Here is a 14,420-nt window from a genome sequence, read left to right on the forward strand (position 1 = left end):
TGCCTTTCATGCGGCCCCCGCGCCCGGCGGTGGCGCCACCCCCCGGCCGGCCGCGCCCCCGCTGGGGGCAGCGGACCCCGCGCCCCCCGCTCCGTCCTCCCGCGCGGCCGCCAGAGCGGCCTCCTGCGCCGCCGCTTCCCGCGCGCCCAGACCCGGTGCCGGAGCGCCCGGGTAGTCGGGCGGAGGACTGAGCCGCTGACCCGGCTGGCCGCCCTTCTCGTACTTCAGCAGCTTCCTGGCCTTCTCGGGGTCGGTCTCCCCCTCCCCGTAGGAGGGGCAGAGCGGTGCGATCGGGCAGGCCCCGCAGGCGGGCTTGCGGGAGTGGCAGATTCGGCGGCCGTGGAAGACGACGCGGTGCGAGAGCATCGTCCACTCGCTCTTCGGGAAGATCCCGGCGACGACGGCTTCGACCTTCACCGGGTCCTCCTCGTCGGTCCACTTCCAGCGCCGTACGAGCCGTCCGAAGTGGGTGTCGACGGTGATGCCGGGGACGCCGAAGGCGTTGCCGAGAACGACGTTGGCGGTCTTGCGGCCGACGCCCGGCAGGGTCACGAGGTCCTCGAGCCGGCCGGGCACCTCCCCACCGAAGTCGTCCCGGATCGCCGCCGAGAGGCCGAGCAACGACCGGGTCTTCGCCCGGAAGAACCCGGTCGGCCGGATCAGCTCCTCCATGTCCTCCGGGACGGCGGCAGCCATGTCCTCGGGGGTGGGGTACGCGGCGAAGAGTGCGGGAGTGGTCTGGTTGACCCTCAGATCCGTGGTCTGCGCGGAGAGGACGGTGGCGACGAGCAGTTCGAAGGGGTTGCGGAAGTCCAGCTCCGGATGGGCGTACGGGTAGACCTCGGCCAGTTCGCGGTTGATCCGGCGGGCCCGGCGGACCATCGCCAGGTGGGACTCGGGCTTGGCCGGCTTCCGCGGCGCGGACGTGGACGCGGCAGCCTTCGCCGCGGAGCGCTTCGACGCCGCGGGCCCGGACGCCGCACGCTTCGGCGCGGCAGCCTTCGGCGCGGCAGCCTTCGACGTGGCGGCCTTCGACGTGGCGGCCTTCGACGCGGCGGGCCGGGCCTTCGCGGCAGGCGCCTTCGTCGCGTCGGCGGGCGCGACCGTCCGCTTGCGGGCCTTCCGCGGCGCCCCCGAACCATGTTCGCCCACGGCTGAATCCTGCTTCTCCGACACCTCGACGGCCCCCTCGGCCTTCGCTCTCCACTGCTTTCCGGACACCCGGTCAGCCTAGGGCCCGACCCTCCGATTCGCCCCTGTCAGCGGGTTTCCACCCCCGATCGGCCCCCTGCCGTACGATCCGGGCCGTTCGTGCGTCAAACTGGTTTGTGATTGATCGCACTGTTTTACCGTCCGGCATGATGGGGACCACGGTTCCCTGAACAGGCCGACAAGGAGAGATCTCGTGGACGACGTTCTACGACGCGCCCCGCTGTTCGCGGCGCTCGATGACGAGCAGGCCGCGGAACTCCGCGCCTCGATGAGTGAGGTGACCCTCGCGCGCGGCGACGCGCTCTTCCACGAGGGTGACCCCGGCGACCGCCTGTACGTGGTCACCGACGGCAAGGTGAAGCTCCACCGCACCTCCCCCGACGGGCGCGAGAACATGCTCGCCGTCCTCGGCCCCGGGGAGCTGATCGGCGAGCTGTCGCTGTTCGACCCGGGTCCGCGTACCGCCACTGCCACGGCGCTCACCGAAGTCAAGCTGCTCGGCCTGGGCCACGGCGATCTCCAGCCGTGGCTGAACGCCCGCCCCGAGGTCGCCACGGCACTGCTGCGTGCCGTCGCCCGCCGTCTGCGCAAGACCAACGACCAGATGTCCGACCTGGTCTTCTCGGACGTGCCGGGCCGTGTCGCGCGCGCCCTCCTGGACCTCTCGCGCCGTTTCGGTGTGCAGTCCGAGGAAGGCATCCACGTCGTCCACGACCTCACCCAGGAGGAGCTGGCCCAGTTGGTCGGCGCCTCCCGCGAGACCGTGAACAAGGCGCTCGCCGACTTCGCGGGCCGCGGCTGGCTCCGCCTGGAAGCCCGCGCGGTGATCCTGCTCGACGTCGAGCGGCTGGCGAAGCGCTCGCGCTGACCCCGCGGGCGCGCGGCGCCCCCCACCGCGTGAAGAGGCCCTGCCTGTGCCGGCAGGGCCTCTTCGCGCGTCACGGGGCACTCGCAGGACGCGCCCGGCCCGCCCGTCCGGACCCACGGGGCGGCCACGGCACCGGTCCGGCTCGGCGTCGTGCCGGGCCCTGCGGCCCCGGCGGCCCCGATCCGATCAGATCAGGCCGTGCTCGGCCAGGTACTCCAGCTGCGCCCGTACGGACAGCTCCGCCGCCGGCCACAGGGACCGGTCCACGTCCGCGTAGACGCGGGCCACCACCTCGGAGGGTGTGAGCAGGCCGGATTCCACCGCTGTCTCCACCTGGGCCAACCGGTGGGCGCGGTGCGCGAGGTAGAACTCCACCGCCCCCTGCGCGTCCTCCAGCACCGGTCCGTGACCGGGCAGGACGGTGTGGACGCCGTCGTCCGTGGCCAGTGAGCGCAGCCGCCGCAAGGTGTCGAGGTAGTCGCCGAGCCGCCCGTCGGGATGGGCGACGACGGTGGTGCCCCGGCCGAGGACGGTGTCGCCGGTGAGTACGGCGCCGTCCGCCGGCAGGTGGAACGAGAGCGAGTCCGCGGTGTGTCCGGGGGTGGGGACGACGCGGAGTTCGAGTCCTCCGGTCGTGATCACGTCCCGGGGTGACAGGCCCTCGTCGCCGAGCCGCAGCGCGGGGTCGAGCGCGCGCACCTTCGTCCGCGTGAGTTCGGCGAACCGCGCGGCACCTTCGGCGTGGTCCGGGTGGCCGTGGGTGAGCAGGGTGAGCGCGACGCGCCGGCCGGCCCGGGCGGCGGTGTCGATCACGGCGCGCAGGTGGGTGTCGTCGAGCGGTCCCGGGTCCACGACGACGGCGAGGTCCGAGTCCGGTTCGGCCAGGATCCAGGTGTTGGTGCCGTCCAGGGTCATCGCCGAGGCGTTGGGCGCCAGGACGTTGACGGAGCGGGCCGTGGCGGGACCCGACACGACCTCCCCCCGCGGGTGTCCGGGCAGCGGGGCGGCGGCGCTCATCGGTTTCCTCCGGTTCCCGCGGGCGGGACCGGGGTGGTGAGTTCGTCGTGCCCCGGCCAGACCAGCACCAGTTCGTCGCCCTCCAGCCGGGCCCGGGCGAGGACGGGGGCGAGGTCGCGCGTCTCCGCCGCCGCCAACGCGGCCTCGGCGGTTCGGTAGGGCAGCAGTGAGCGCAGCGTGGTCACGGTGGGCGGCAGCATCTGCAGTTCGCCCCGTGCGTGGCCCGCCGTGGCGTCGGCCGGGGTGATCCACACCGTCCGGTCGGCCTCGGTCGAGGCGTTGCGGGTGCGCTGGCCCGCGGGGAGCACGGCGACGAAGAACCAGGTGTCGTAGCGCCGGGTCTCGAACTCGGGGGTGATCCACCGTGCCCAGGCGCCCAGCAGGTCGGAGCGGAGCACGAGTCGACGCCGCTCCAGGAACCCGGCGAAGGAGATCTCCCGGGCGACGAGCGCCGCGCGGTCCGCCTCCCAGTCCTCGCCCGTGGTGTCGTCGACGACGGTGCCGGGGGTGGGCCCCGCGAGCAGGACACCCGCCTCCTCGAACGTCTCCCGGACCGCCGCACAGACGATGGCCTGAGCCTCGGCCGCGCGGGCTACGCCCAACCGTGCCGCCCAGTTCGCCGGCGACGGCCCCGCCCAGTCGACCAGGTGATCGTCGTCGCGCGGGTCGACCCCGCCGCCGGGATAGGCGTACGCGCCCCCGGCGAAGGCCATGGAGGAGCGTCGGCGCAGCATGTGCACGGCAGGACCGGGGTGCGCTCCGACGGGGTCGTCCCGCAGCAGCATCACGGTGGCGGCGCGCCGGGGAGTGACGGCGGTCAGCTCGCCCGAGGCGAGGGCTCTGATCCGGTCGGGCCATTCCGGTGGGTACCACTGACCATGCGACATGGCCGGAGGCTATCGGATCGGCCCATTTGTTCGAGAGGGGTACGGAGGTTCCCCCGGCGATGAAGGCTCAGCGCGGCAATCACGGAGTACCGGAACCCCGGCCGAGGTCCGGGTCGCCGGCCCGGCGGACGTCCAGCCGCCCCCGGGCCGACCTCTCCGCCGCTGTCCCGGCGGACGTCGCAGCCGGCTCTCCGTCGTGCTTCCGGGCCGGCGTCTCGGGGGTACGAAAGATCCCGCCCGGTCACGAGGACCGGACGGGATCGGGGAACGGGGTCGTACGGGTCAGGCGTCGACCAGCTCGATCTGGATCTCGACCTCGACCGGCGCGTCCAGCGGCAGGACCGCGACGCCGACGGCGCTGCGGGCGTGCACGCCCTTGTCGCCGAGTACCTCGCCGAGCAGTTCGCTGGCGCCGTTGACCACGCCGGGCTGGCCGGTGAAGTCGGGAGCGGAGGCGACGAAGCCGACGACCTTGACGACCCGGGCGATCCGGTCCAGGTCACCGACGACCGACTTCACGGCGGCGAGGGCGTTCAGCGCGCAGACCCGGGCGAGTTCCTTGGCCTCCTCGGCCGTGACCTCGCCCCCGACCTTGCCGGTCACACCGAGCCGGCCCTCCACCATCGGCAGCTGGCCCGAGGTGTACACGTACACACCCGACCGCACGGCCGGCTGGTAGGTGGCCAGCGGCGGGACGACGGCCGGGAGGGTCAGTCCGAGCTCGGCGATCCTCGCCTCGACGGCGCCCGCCACTAGGCCTTCTCCCGCTTCAGGTAGGCCACGAGCTGCTCGGGGTTGTTCGGCCCGGGCACGACCTGGACCAGCTCCCAGCCGTCCTCGCCCCAGGTGTCCAGAATCTGCTTGGTCGCGTGCACGAGGAGCGGCACGGTCGCGTATTCCCACTTGGTCATGGCCCGACTGTAATGCCTGGCACGGGTGCTCCCGTGCGTAGGCTGCCGAGCTACTGGTTAGGCTCGAAGCGTGAGCAGGTTCCAGGTCGTCAGCGGCAAGGGCGGCACCGGTAAGACCACGGTGGCCGCCGCCCTCGCGCTCGCCCTCGCGGCCGAGGGCCGGCGCACTCTCCTCGTGGAGGTGGAGGGCCGCGGCGGCATCGCCGAGCTCTTCGGCGCGGGCGCGTCCCCCTACGAGGAGCGCGGGATCGCCGAGGTGCCGGGCGGCGGGGAGGTGTACGCGCTGGCCATCGACGCCGAGCAGGCGCTCCTCGACTACCTCCAGATGTTCTACAAGCTGGGCAGCGCGGGCCGGGCGCTCAAGAAGCTCGGCGCGATCGACTTCGCCACCACCGTCGCGCCCGGCGTCCGGGACGTCCTGCTGACCGGCAAGGCGTGCGAAGCGGTGCGCCGCAAGGACAAGAAGGGTCGTTTCGTCTACGACCACGTGATCATGGACGCGCCGCCGACCGGTCGGATCACCCGCTTCCTCAACGTCAACGACGAGGTGGCCGGCCTGGCCCGGATCGGTCCGATACATCATCAGGCGCAGTCCGTGATGCGGGTCCTCAAGTCCCCGGAGACCTCCGTCCACCTGGTGACCCTGCTGGAGGAGATGCCGGTGCAGGAGACCGCGGACGGCATCGCGGAGCTGCGGGACGCGCGGCTCCCGGTGGGCCGGGTGATCGTCAACATGGTCCGTCCCCACCTGCTGGACGAGGAGGCGCTGCGCACGGCGTCGGGGGCGCGCCGCAAGGAGATCGCGAAGACGCTGACCCGGGCCGGCGTCAACGGTTCGGCCGCCCTGGTCCGTCCGCTGATCGCGCAGGCGGCCGAACACGCGCAGCGCGTCGGCCTGGAACGCGAGCAGCGGGCCGTACTGGCCGGGATCGGGGTGCCCACGGACGAACTGCCGCTGATCGGCGAGGGCATCGACCTCGCCGCACTGCACGTTCTGGCCGGGGAGCTCCGTAAACAGGGCACCGGGGAAGAGGAGACGTCATGACCCGGACGCCCCGAGCAGGGTCCGGCGCCGTACCGGCGGACGGTACGGAAGCAGCGGGCGGTACGGAAGCGGTGGGCGGCACGGAAGCGGTGGGCGGCACGGAGACGGTGGACGCTGGGGAGGCGGTGGACGCTGGGGAGGCGGCGCTGGGGCCGGGTCTCGACACCGATGCCCTGCTCGACGACCCCGGCATCCGGATCGTCGTCTGCTGCGGCTCCGGCGGTGTCGGCAAGACGACCACGGCCGCGGCTCTCGGCGTACGGGCCGCGGAGCGCGGCCGCAAGGTGGTCGTCCTCACCATCGACCCCGCGCGGCGGCTAGCCCAGTCGATGGGCATCGACCAGCTCGACAACGTCCCGCGCCGGGTCGAGGACATCGCGGGCGAGGGCGAACTGCACGCGATGATGCTCGACATGAAGCGGACCTTCGACGAGACGGTCGAAGCGCACGCGGACCCCGAGCGGGCCCGCGCCATCCTGGACAACCCCTTCTACCAGTCCCTGTCGGCCGGTTTCGCGGGCACGCAGGAGTACATGGCGATGGAGAAGCTCGGGCAGCTGCGGGCGCGCGACGAGTGGGATCTGATCATCGTCGACACCCCGCCGTCCCGCTCCGCGCTGGACTTCCTGGACGCGCCGAAGCGGCTCGGTTCCTTCCTGGACGGCACCTTCATCCGTCTGCTGATGGCCCCGGCGAAGATCGGCGGCCGGGCCGGGATGAAGTTCCTCAACGTGGGCATGTCGATGATGACCGGCACCCTGGGCAAGCTGCTGGGCGGACAGTTCCTGCGGGACGTCCAGACGTTCGTCGCCGCGATGGACACGATGTTCGGTGGGTTCAGGACCCGGGCGGACGCCACGTACCAGCTGCTCCAGGCCCCGGGGACGGCGTTCCTGGTGGTCGCGACGCCCGAGCGGGACGCGCTGCGCGAGGCGGCGTACTTCGTGGACCGGCTGGCGGCGGAAAGCATGCCGCTCGCGGGGCTGGTGCTGAACCGGGCCCACGGCAGCGAGGCCGCGCGCCTCACGGCCGGACAGGCTCTCGCCGCCGCGGAAAATCTTGAGGCGGCGAGCATGGTGGATCGGCCCGCCGGGAAGACTGGTCTGAGCGACCCGGTGGTGGACCCCTCTCCCGAGCCATCTCCCGAAAACGCCGAGTCCCCCGTCCTCCCCGGCACGGACGGTGTGTCGGCGGACCCTCTCGTTCCCGTCGTTCCCGTCGAAGAACTCACCGCCGGGCTGCTGCGCCTGCACGCCGAACGCATGCAGGTGGTTGCACGTGAGCGGGAGACCCGTGAGCGCTTCACCGCTGCCCACCCGGAGGTCCTGGTGACCGAGGTGGCGGCGCTGCCGGGCGACGTGCACGACCTGTCGGGGCTGCGCACGGTGGGCGAGCGTCTCGCGGCCGCTCGGTCCGGGCAACCCCCGGCCTGACCACCGGACCCAGTGGTCCGTCGTCGGAGGCGGGCGGCTCCGCACCCCCGCAGGACGCCGGGGCATGCCGTGCGAGGAGATGGGCGCCCGCGCGGCGGCAGGTGGATCACCGGCTCCGGCCCGGCCGTGACACGGGACGGGGAGCGGGCACGGCTGACCGGGCCCCGGCGCCGGCGCACCCCGTCCGTCCCCCCGTACGACGCGTTCGCGCGTCACGGGGTACGGGGACGCCGAGGTACCGGATCGGCAGGCCGGCGGTCGGTCCTCCTGCGTCCGGCCCGTCGGCGGTCGGCCCCGGGAGCGATCGGCCCCGGACCGCGGGGACTCACCCCACTGCGGCGTACGTCTCCTGGTAGTCGTCGTCGTCCAGCTCGATGACCCCCGGCAGCATGCCCGTGGACCGCTCGTACTCACTGCGCGCGGTCTCCAGCAGACGACGCCAGGAGGTGACGGTGGGACGGCGGCGCAGCAGTGCGCGGCGCTCCCGTTCCGTCATTCCGCCCCACACGCCGAACTCGACGTGGTTGTCGAGCGCGTCGGCCAGGCACTCCGTCCGCACCGGACATCCGGTGCACACCGCCTTGGCCCTGTTCTGTGCTGCCCCCTGTACGAACAGCTCGTCCGGATCGGTAGTGCGGCAGGCTGCCTGCGCACTCCAGTCGGTTACCCAGCCCATGCCGGCGCCGTCCTCTCCCGAATTGAGGCTCCCCCACGGCGGCAGCGGCATATTCACCGCTGCCAGTTGAGGACGTTACGGAAGCGGCCACGAGCACAACACCCCCTTCGGGCCCAATCTTGAATGGCCCGAACGGACTATGCGTACGCGGCAGATCACCCAGGGGAGTGATGGGAAGACATGCGGCGCCAACGGTGCAAAAACGGGACAGTACACCCGAGTTGCACGGGACTCTTGCTGACACACCAGGCGTTTTCGGGGACACCGTGCGTGCGGTCTTCTGCTGTCTTCGTCCACGGGCGTCGAGCGGGGGGAAGCATGCGACGCGTGCGCGGGGGTTGATACGGGGCCGGACTGCTGTGACAGTTGAGTGCAGCTTAGGCCAAGGGATGCGCGCGTGTCCGGCGAATGACAACGTAGCCACTGCGCCGTGCCCTCACGCCGGCGCACGCCTGCGCGGCGGAGCCCGCGCCGCGCGCCGCCCCGCCGGTCCCCCGACCGGTCCGCACGCCTGTGACGTGCTGACATCGGCGCCCACACCCGCTCCGCGTAACGGGTTGGTACCTGAACATCCCGAGCGGAGCCTGCTCCATCGGAACGTACAGGGATACGGATTAGGCTGCCCCCATGCCAAAAAAGCGCTCGGGCGGGGGTCTCACCACGACCCAGCAGGCCGCCAAGTTCCTCGGTGTCGCCGCGCTCTCCGGAGCGGTACTGGCGGGCATCGCACTGCCGGCCGCCGGCGCACTGGGCCTCGCCGCCAAGGGGACGGTCGAGGGGTTCGACGAGATCCCCGCCAACCTCAAGACACCACCGCTCAGCCAGCGCACCACGATCCTGGACGCCGACGGGGGCGCCATCGCGACGGTGTACTCCCGCGACCGCACCGTCGTGCCGCTGAAGGACATGTCCCCGTACATGCAGGACGCGATCGTCGCGATCGAGGACTCCCGCTTCTACGAGCACGGGGCCGTCGACCTCAAGGGCATCCTGCGCGCGATGAACCGCAACGTGCAGTCGGGCGGGACGGCCGAAGGCGCGTCGACCCTCACCCAGCAGTACGTGAAGAACGTCTTCGTCGAGGAGGCGGGCGACGACCCGGAGAAGGTCGCCGAGGCCACCCAGCAGACGCTGGGCCGCAAGGTCCGTGAGCTGAAGTACGCCATCCAGGTCGAGGAGGAACTCGGCAAGAAGAAGATCCTGGAGAACTACCTCAACATCACGTTCTTCGGGCAGCAGGCCTACGGCGTGGAGGCCGCCTCCCAGCGGTACTTCTCCAAGCACGCGAAGGACCTGAAGCTGGAGGAGGCCGCGCTGCTCGCCGGCATCGTCCAGTCGCCGACCCGGTACGACCCGGTCAACGACGAGGCTGAGGCGACCAAGCGCCGCAACACCGTCCTCGCGCGCATGGCCGCCACCGGCAGTGTCTCGCAGGCCGAGGCCGACAAGGCGATGGCGACGCCGATCAAGCTGAAGGTCAAGACCCCGCAGAACGGCTGCATCACCGCGGTCAGCGGAGCCGGCTTCTTCTGCGACTACGTACGCAAGGTCATCCTCTCCGATCCCGCCTTCGGGAAGACGAGCGAGGACCGGTCGAAGCTCTGGAACCTGGGTGGCCTGACCATAAGGACCACCCTCTCCCCGCGGGCCCAGGAGGCCGCCGACGAGGCCGCCACCGCGAAGGTCAACAAGACCGACAAGGTCGCCGCCTCCGTGGTCCAGGTCGAGCCCGGCACCGGCAAGATCCTCTCGATGGGCCAGTCCCGCCCCTACGGTCTGGACCAGAAGAACCACGAGACGGTCCTCAACCTCGCCGTCGGCTCCGCGATGGGCGGATCCACCTACGGCTTCCAGGTCGGCTCGACCTTCAAGCCGATCACCGCCGCGGCGGCTCTGGAGAAGGGCATCAGCCCGGCCCAGTCGTACACCACGGAACGCAAGATCCTGCTGCCGAAGGAGGACTTCACCACCTGCTCGGGCGCGATCGCGAGCGACAAGGACTGGTCCGTGCAGAACGAGACGGAGGAGGAGAAGGGCACCTTCGACATGACGGGCGCCCTGGGCAAGTCCATCAACACCTACTTCGCGAAGCTGGAGCAGCAGACCGGCCTCTGCGACACGGTCACGATGGCGAAGAAGGTCGGTTACGCCCGCGGGGACGGCACACCGGTCCCGGAAGCGCCCTCCCTCACTCTCGGCGGTGTCGAGAGCACCCCGCTCGGCATGGCCGCCACGTACGCCACGTTCGCCAACCGCGGCACGTACTGCACCCCGATCGCCATCCAGTCGATCACCGACGCCAACGGCAAGAAGCTCGCCGTGCCCAAGTCGAGTTGCTCGCGGGCGATGAGCGAGAAGACCGCGGACACGATCAACCAGATGCTCAAGGGTGTCGTCGAGGACGGCACCGGTACGGCCGCCGGTCTGAGTGACCGTGACAACGCCGGCAAGACCGGTACGACCAACGAGCGCGTGGACGCCTGGTTCGTCGGCTACACACCGAACCTGTCCACGGCTGTCTGGGTCGGCGCCGACATCGGCAAGAAGCTGCCGATGTACGACATCACCATCGGGGGGCAGTACTACGACAAGGTGTGTGGTGGCTGTCTGCCGGGACCGATCTGGAAGATCGCGATGACCGGAGCGCTCGACGCCGGCGAGACCCCGTCCTTCAACGCCGTCTCCGTGCCCCGGGCCGAGGAGAAGGGCGACAAGGACAAGAACAAGGGCGGCGACGGGGACGGTGAGGGCGACGGCACCGGCGGCGACACCGGTGACGACGACAAGCCGACGCCGACCATCACGCTGCCGGACTTCCTCGGCGGCAACCAGGGCGGCCGGGGCCCTCGCGGCCAGGACGCCGGGGGCAACGGACCGTAGCCGCTCCCCTCTCCTCCGCCCGCCGTCCCGCACGGCGGGCGGACGGCGCGGCCGCACGAGGCAGAACGAAGGTGGGGCGCCCCCGACGGGGGCGCCCCACTTCTCACGTGATCCTGCGGTGCGGGTGCTCGCTGCCTCTGCTCGGCCCCTCATGAGGCCCCCGGCTCTGGCTCTCGCGGTGCCGGCCCGCGCGAGCCCGGCCCCCACGGGCCCGGCCCGTGCGACCCCGGCCCGTGGGGGTGAACCGCCCGTGGGCCGACCGCAGGTGGGGCCGACCGCAGGTGGGGCCGACCGCCCCCGAGGGCCCCGGCCAAGACGATCTCAGCCCGCGAGGCTCTTCTTCACCGCGGCGGCGACCCGGCCACCCTCGGCGAGACCCGCGACCTTCGGGCTGACGATCTTCATCACCGCACCCATGGCACGCGGGCCCTCGGCTCCGGCGGCCTTCGCCTCCTCCACGGCGGATACGACGATCGCGTCGAGCTCCTCGTCGGAGAGCTGCTTGGGGAGGTAGGCGTCGAGCAGTTCGCCCTCGGCCTTCTCCCGCTCGGCCTGCTCCGTCCGGCCGCCCTGGGCGAAGGCCTCCGCCGCCTCACGGCGCTTCTTCGCCTCCTTGGCGATGACCTTCTGCACCTCGTCGTCGGAGAGCTCGCGAGCGGTCTTCCCGCTCACCTCTTCCTTGGTGATCGCGGTGAGGGTCAGCCGAAGGGTGGACGAGGTCAGTTCGTCCCGCGCCTTCATGGCGGTGGTGAGGTCTTCCTTGAGCTTGGACTTGAGCGTGGTCATGGTTCGATTGTGTCAGGTACGCGGCCCCGGATGCCCGTTTGTTTTCCCCGCCGCCGGACGGTCGCCGGGCCGGGTCTGCGACGATGGCCCCATGCGCGCACGCTACGGAATTCCCCTGAAAGTCGCCGCGACCGGTGCGGCGGTCGGCGCCGCCGGCCTCGCCTACGCCGCAGGATTCGAGGCCCGCTCGTTCCGTCTCCGCCGGGTGACCGTCCCTGTACTCCCGCCCGGGGCACGCCCGTTGCGCGTACTCCAGATCTCCGACGTCCATATGGTCAGCGGCCAGCGCAAGAAGCGCGCCTGGCTCCAGTCGCTGGCTGGGCTGCGCCCGGACTTCGTCGTCAACACGGGTGACAACCTCTCCGACCCCGAGGCGGTGCCCGAGCTGCTGGACGCCCTGGGACCCCTCATGGAGCTCCCCGGCGTGTACGTCTTCGGATCGAACGACTACTACGGCCCCAAGCTCCGCAACCCCGTGCGCTACCTCAAGGAGAAGGCGGCGGGCAAGCACGGCCTGAACGGCAACGCCCCGGCGACGAACGCGGTTCACAACCCGTGGGAGCCGATGCGCGACGCGTTCGACGACGCGGGGTGGATCGGCCTCTCCAACACCCGGGGACGGCTGAAGCTCGACGGCCTGGACATCGCGTTCACCGGGCTGGACGACCCTCACATCAAGCGGGACCGGTACGCCGAGGTCTCCGGCGGTCCCGAGTCGGGCGCCGATCTCTCCATCGGCGTGGTCCACGCCCCCTACCTGCGCTCGCTGGACGCGTTCACGAGGGACGGCTACCCGCTGATCCTCGCCGGGCACACCCACGGCGGACAGCTCTGCATCCCGTTCTACGGTGCCCTGGTCACCAACTGCGACCTGGACACGGACCGGGTCAAGGGCCTCTCCAGCCACACGGCCGACGGGAACCGGGCCTATCTCCACGTCTCGGCGGGCTGCGGTACGAACCGCTACACCCCGGTCCGCTTCGCCTGCCCCCCGGAAGCGACCCTGCTGACGCTGACCGCGCGGGCGTGAGCCGGAGCCGCGCGATGTGATCCCCCTCCCTGGGTGTCCTCCGGAGCCGGTCGTCATGGGACGTCGTCCCCCCGGGCCGTCCTTCCGGAGGTGATGGTGGGGCGCCCGTACCTCCCGCCCTCTGCCTCCGCCGCGCGGGTCCACGCCGGCCCGGGCCCGTCCGCCACGGATGAATCGCGGCCCGGGAACCTCGCCCTTACGGTGAGGACCATGACCGCCGCCCCGAAATCCGTTACGCTGCCGAGGCCACGGGCCGAGGACGCGTTCCTGCGAGGCGGCCGCTCCCCGCGCCGTACGGCCGCCGTCCTGCGGGCCCTGGTGTGCGCGGCGGCGATCAGCGGCCTCACGATCGGGTGGGCGACGAGCGAGGCACCGGTGGAGCTGGTGAGCCGGTTCACCTTCCAGGCGAACCTCCTGATCGCCGGAGCTTTCGGCTGGTCCGCGCACCGGTCCTGGACAGGTCGCGGGCCGGCATCCCCGCGCCTGACGGGTGGAACGCTCCTCGTCTCGGTGACCATCGGCCTGGCGTCCCACCTGATCCTGACCGACAACAGCTTCGGCTACTCCGCCTCCGGCGCTTCCGGCCCTCAGGCGGGGGGCGCGAGTGCCGTCTCGGAGCTGCTGCCCCACACGGTGCTGCCCGTGGCCGTGGTCCTGGACTGGCTCCTGCTGACTCCGGCCCGGACACTGCGGCTGCGCTTCCTGCCCCTGTGGCTGCTCTGCGCCTCGGCGTACCTGGCCTTCGTCCTGGTCAGGGGTTCCCTGCTCGATCCCGGTCCCGGCCCTCGCTACCCGTACCCCTTCCTGGACGTCGACACGTACGGCTACCAGGAAGTGCTCGCCCACGCTTTCGCGCTCGCCCTGCTGCTCGTCGTCCTGGCCACCCTGCTCATCGCCCTGGACCACATCCGCCCCCGCACCGGGCGCCGGACCGGGCCGGGCCGTTAACCGGATTTCGCCTCCGGGCGCAGGTGGGCTAAAGTAATCGATGTCGCCGGGAGACCGGTGGACATCGGGGTGTAGCGCAGCTTGGCAGCGCGCTTCGTTCGGGACGAAGAGGTCGTGGGTTCAAATCCCGCCACCCCGACAGCCAAAACAGCAGGTGAGGCGCCCACCGGATTCGGTGGGCGCCTCACCTGTTTGTGCGTGCGTGACGATGTGCGGGGTTGCCGCCCCGGAGGCCGTGGCGCGCCGAAGACGCGGTCCATGCCGGTCGCCCCCGTCTGGACCACTGGGCGGATCTGCTTCCGGGGGACTCCTCGACAACCGCAGCGCTGAAGTGACCGAGCAGCCATGATCAGTCGCTCGCACCGACTGACGTCAGCGGCTGATACCGACAAGTACCCAGGTCGGCGCCGGGCCGCCGGGGACGGTCGGCCGGGGTGCGGGTCCGGAGACCGGCGTCGAGGGGTTCCCTGCTCGACCTGACAGGGATGAGCCGCTGCTTCGTCCCAGCAAGGTGCGCCCACGGATACGTGGCCGGTCCTGAGAGCGCCGACCGTCGTATCCCACTGGGGGGAGACATGAGGGAGCTTCCCGGTACCGTCGCTCGGTGGAAGTTCGACCGCTGGCCCCATGGAGGGTGAGGGGGCGGGGATCCAAGAGCTGCAACATGGTCCCGAGGCGGCTCCCGGGGACCTTTATGCCCGCCTCCCTTGACCGCGGACCTCGAAGG

General features: G+C 71.5%; 13 protein-coding genes and 1 tRNA gene. 7 read left to right on the plus strand and 7 right to left on the minus strand.

Features of this window, described 5'->3' with window-relative positions:
- Nucleotides 1-6: 6 nt before the first annotated feature.
- Nucleotides 7-1,176, minus strand: a complete 1,170-nt coding sequence (gene nth, locus PZB77_RS13855) for an endonuclease III (RefSeq protein WP_275496060.1) — start codon at nucleotides 1,174-1,176, stop codon at nucleotides 7-9.
- Between the two features lie 229 nt (nucleotides 1,177-1,405).
- On the opposite strand from nth, the gene PZB77_RS13860 reads away from it, so the two are divergent.
- A complete protein-coding gene (locus PZB77_RS13860) occupies nucleotides 1,406-2,080 on the plus strand; it encodes a Crp/Fnr family transcriptional regulator (protein ID WP_150489041.1) in 675 nt (224 codons plus the stop codon).
- 186 nt (nucleotides 2,081-2,266) lie between these two features.
- On the opposite strand, the gene PZB77_RS13865 is transcribed toward PZB77_RS13860, so the two are convergent.
- The 4 genes from PZB77_RS13865 to PZB77_RS13880 form a co-directional block, all read right to left on the minus strand.
- Nucleotides 2,267-3,097, minus strand: a complete 831-nt coding sequence (locus PZB77_RS13865; protein ID WP_275492904.1) for an MBL fold metallo-hydrolase — start codon at nucleotides 3,095-3,097, stop codon at nucleotides 2,267-2,269.
- The gene (locus PZB77_RS13870) at nucleotides 3,094-3,984 is read right to left on the minus strand and encodes an NUDIX hydrolase (protein ID WP_275492905.1); all 891 of its coding nucleotides are present in this window, start codon (nucleotides 3,982-3,984) and stop codon (nucleotides 3,094-3,096) included. Before PZB77_RS13870 ends, PZB77_RS13865 begins: the two co-directional genes overlap by 4 nt.
- 282 nt (nucleotides 3,985-4,266) lie before the next feature.
- The gene (locus PZB77_RS13875) at nucleotides 4,267-4,737 is read right to left on the minus strand and encodes a RidA family protein (RefSeq protein WP_275492906.1); all 471 of its coding nucleotides are present in this window, start codon (nucleotides 4,735-4,737) and stop codon (nucleotides 4,267-4,269) included.
- Nucleotides 4,737-4,895 (minus strand): DUF4177 domain-containing protein, encoded by a 159-nt coding sequence (locus PZB77_RS13880; protein ID WP_003967454.1) that lies wholly within the window; start codon nucleotides 4,893-4,895, stop codon nucleotides 4,737-4,739. The genes PZB77_RS13875 and PZB77_RS13880 overlap by 1 nt, the downstream gene beginning before the upstream one ends.
- 70 nt (nucleotides 4,896-4,965) lie before the next feature.
- Between PZB77_RS13880 and PZB77_RS13885 the strand changes: the two genes are divergently transcribed.
- Nucleotides 4,966-5,940, plus strand: coding sequence for an ArsA-related P-loop ATPase (locus PZB77_RS13885; RefSeq protein ID WP_275492907.1), 975 nt, complete (start codon nucleotides 4,966-4,968; stop codon nucleotides 5,938-5,940).
- Entirely contained in the window at nucleotides 5,937-7,373 is a 1,437-nt protein-coding gene (locus PZB77_RS13890) for an ArsA family ATPase (RefSeq protein ID WP_275492908.1), read from the plus strand. The genes PZB77_RS13885 and PZB77_RS13890 overlap by 4 nt, the downstream gene beginning before the upstream one ends.
- A gap of 325 nt (nucleotides 7,374-7,698) precedes the next feature.
- Here PZB77_RS13890 and PZB77_RS13895 read toward each other — a convergent pair whose 3' ends face one another.
- Nucleotides 7,699-8,049 (minus strand): WhiB family transcriptional regulator, encoded by a 351-nt coding sequence (locus tag PZB77_RS13895; protein WP_275492909.1) that lies wholly within the window; start codon nucleotides 8,047-8,049, stop codon nucleotides 7,699-7,701.
- 627 nt (nucleotides 8,050-8,676) lie between these two features.
- Between PZB77_RS13895 and PZB77_RS13900 the strand changes: the two genes are divergently transcribed.
- The gene (locus PZB77_RS13900; RefSeq protein WP_275492910.1) at nucleotides 8,677-10,929 is read left to right on the plus strand and encodes a transglycosylase domain-containing protein; all 2,253 of its coding nucleotides are present in this window, start codon (nucleotides 8,677-8,679) and stop codon (nucleotides 10,927-10,929) included.
- Nucleotides 10,930-11,250: 321 nt separating this feature from the next.
- On the opposite strand, the gene PZB77_RS13905 is transcribed toward PZB77_RS13900, so the two are convergent.
- Nucleotides 11,251-11,715, minus strand: a complete 465-nt coding sequence (locus PZB77_RS13905; protein ID WP_266707137.1) for a GatB/YqeY domain-containing protein — start codon at nucleotides 11,713-11,715, stop codon at nucleotides 11,251-11,253.
- A 91-nt stretch (nucleotides 11,716-11,806) separates the two neighbouring features.
- Here PZB77_RS13905 and PZB77_RS13910 point away from each other — a divergent pair, with 91 nt between their 5' ends.
- The 3 genes from PZB77_RS13910 (at nucleotide 11,807) to PZB77_RS13920 (ending at nucleotide 13,832) form a co-directional block, all read left to right on the plus strand.
- Entirely contained in the window at nucleotides 11,807-12,745 is a 939-nt protein-coding gene (locus PZB77_RS13910; protein ID WP_275492911.1) for a metallophosphoesterase, read from the plus strand.
- Between the two features lie 210 nt (nucleotides 12,746-12,955).
- Nucleotides 12,956-13,693, plus strand: a complete 738-nt coding sequence (locus tag PZB77_RS13915) for a Pr6Pr family membrane protein (RefSeq protein ID WP_275492912.1) — start codon at nucleotides 12,956-12,958, stop codon at nucleotides 13,691-13,693.
- 65 nt (nucleotides 13,694-13,758) lie between these two features.
- Nucleotides 13,759-13,832, plus strand: a tRNA-Pro gene (locus PZB77_RS13920).
- Nucleotides 13,833-14,420 lie beyond the last annotated feature (588 nt).

It is taken from the genome of Streptomyces sp. AM 2-1-1, assembly GCF_029167645.1.
In the GTDB taxonomy this organism is placed as follows: Bacteria; Actinomycetota; Actinomycetes; order Streptomycetales; family Streptomycetaceae; genus Streptomyces.

Excerpts from the sequence above, each read along its gene's own strand:
- PZB77_RS13910 (WP_275492911.1), top strand. The coding sequence starts at position 11,807 with ATGCGCGCACGCTACGGAATTCCCCTGAAAGTCGCCGCGACCGGTGCG.
- PZB77_RS13895 (WP_275492909.1), bottom strand. The coding sequence starts at position 8,049 with ATGGGCTGGGTAACCGACTGGAGTGCGCAGGCAGCCTGCCGCACTACC.
- PZB77_RS13880 (WP_003967454.1), bottom strand. The coding sequence starts at position 4,895 with ATGACCAAGTGGGAATACGCGACCGTGCCGCTCCTCGTGCACGCGACC.
- PZB77_RS13865 (WP_275492904.1), bottom strand. The coding sequence starts at position 3,097 with ATGAGCGCCGCCGCCCCGCTGCCCGGACACCCGCGGGGGGAGGTCGTG.
- PZB77_RS13905 (WP_266707137.1), bottom strand. The coding sequence starts at position 11,715 with ATGACCACGCTCAAGTCCAAGCTCAAGGAAGACCTCACCACCGCCATG.
- PZB77_RS13915 (WP_275492912.1), top strand. The coding sequence starts at position 12,956 with ATGACCGCCGCCCCGAAATCCGTTACGCTGCCGAGGCCACGGGCCGAG.
- PZB77_RS13900 (WP_275492910.1), top strand. The coding sequence starts at position 8,677 with ATGCCAAAAAAGCGCTCGGGCGGGGGTCTCACCACGACCCAGCAGGCC.
- PZB77_RS13870 (WP_275492905.1), bottom strand. The coding sequence starts at position 3,984 with ATGTCGCATGGTCAGTGGTACCCACCGGAATGGCCCGACCGGATCAGA.
- PZB77_RS13890 (WP_275492908.1), top strand. The coding sequence starts at position 5,937 with ATGACCCGGACGCCCCGAGCAGGGTCCGGCGCCGTACCGGCGGACGGT.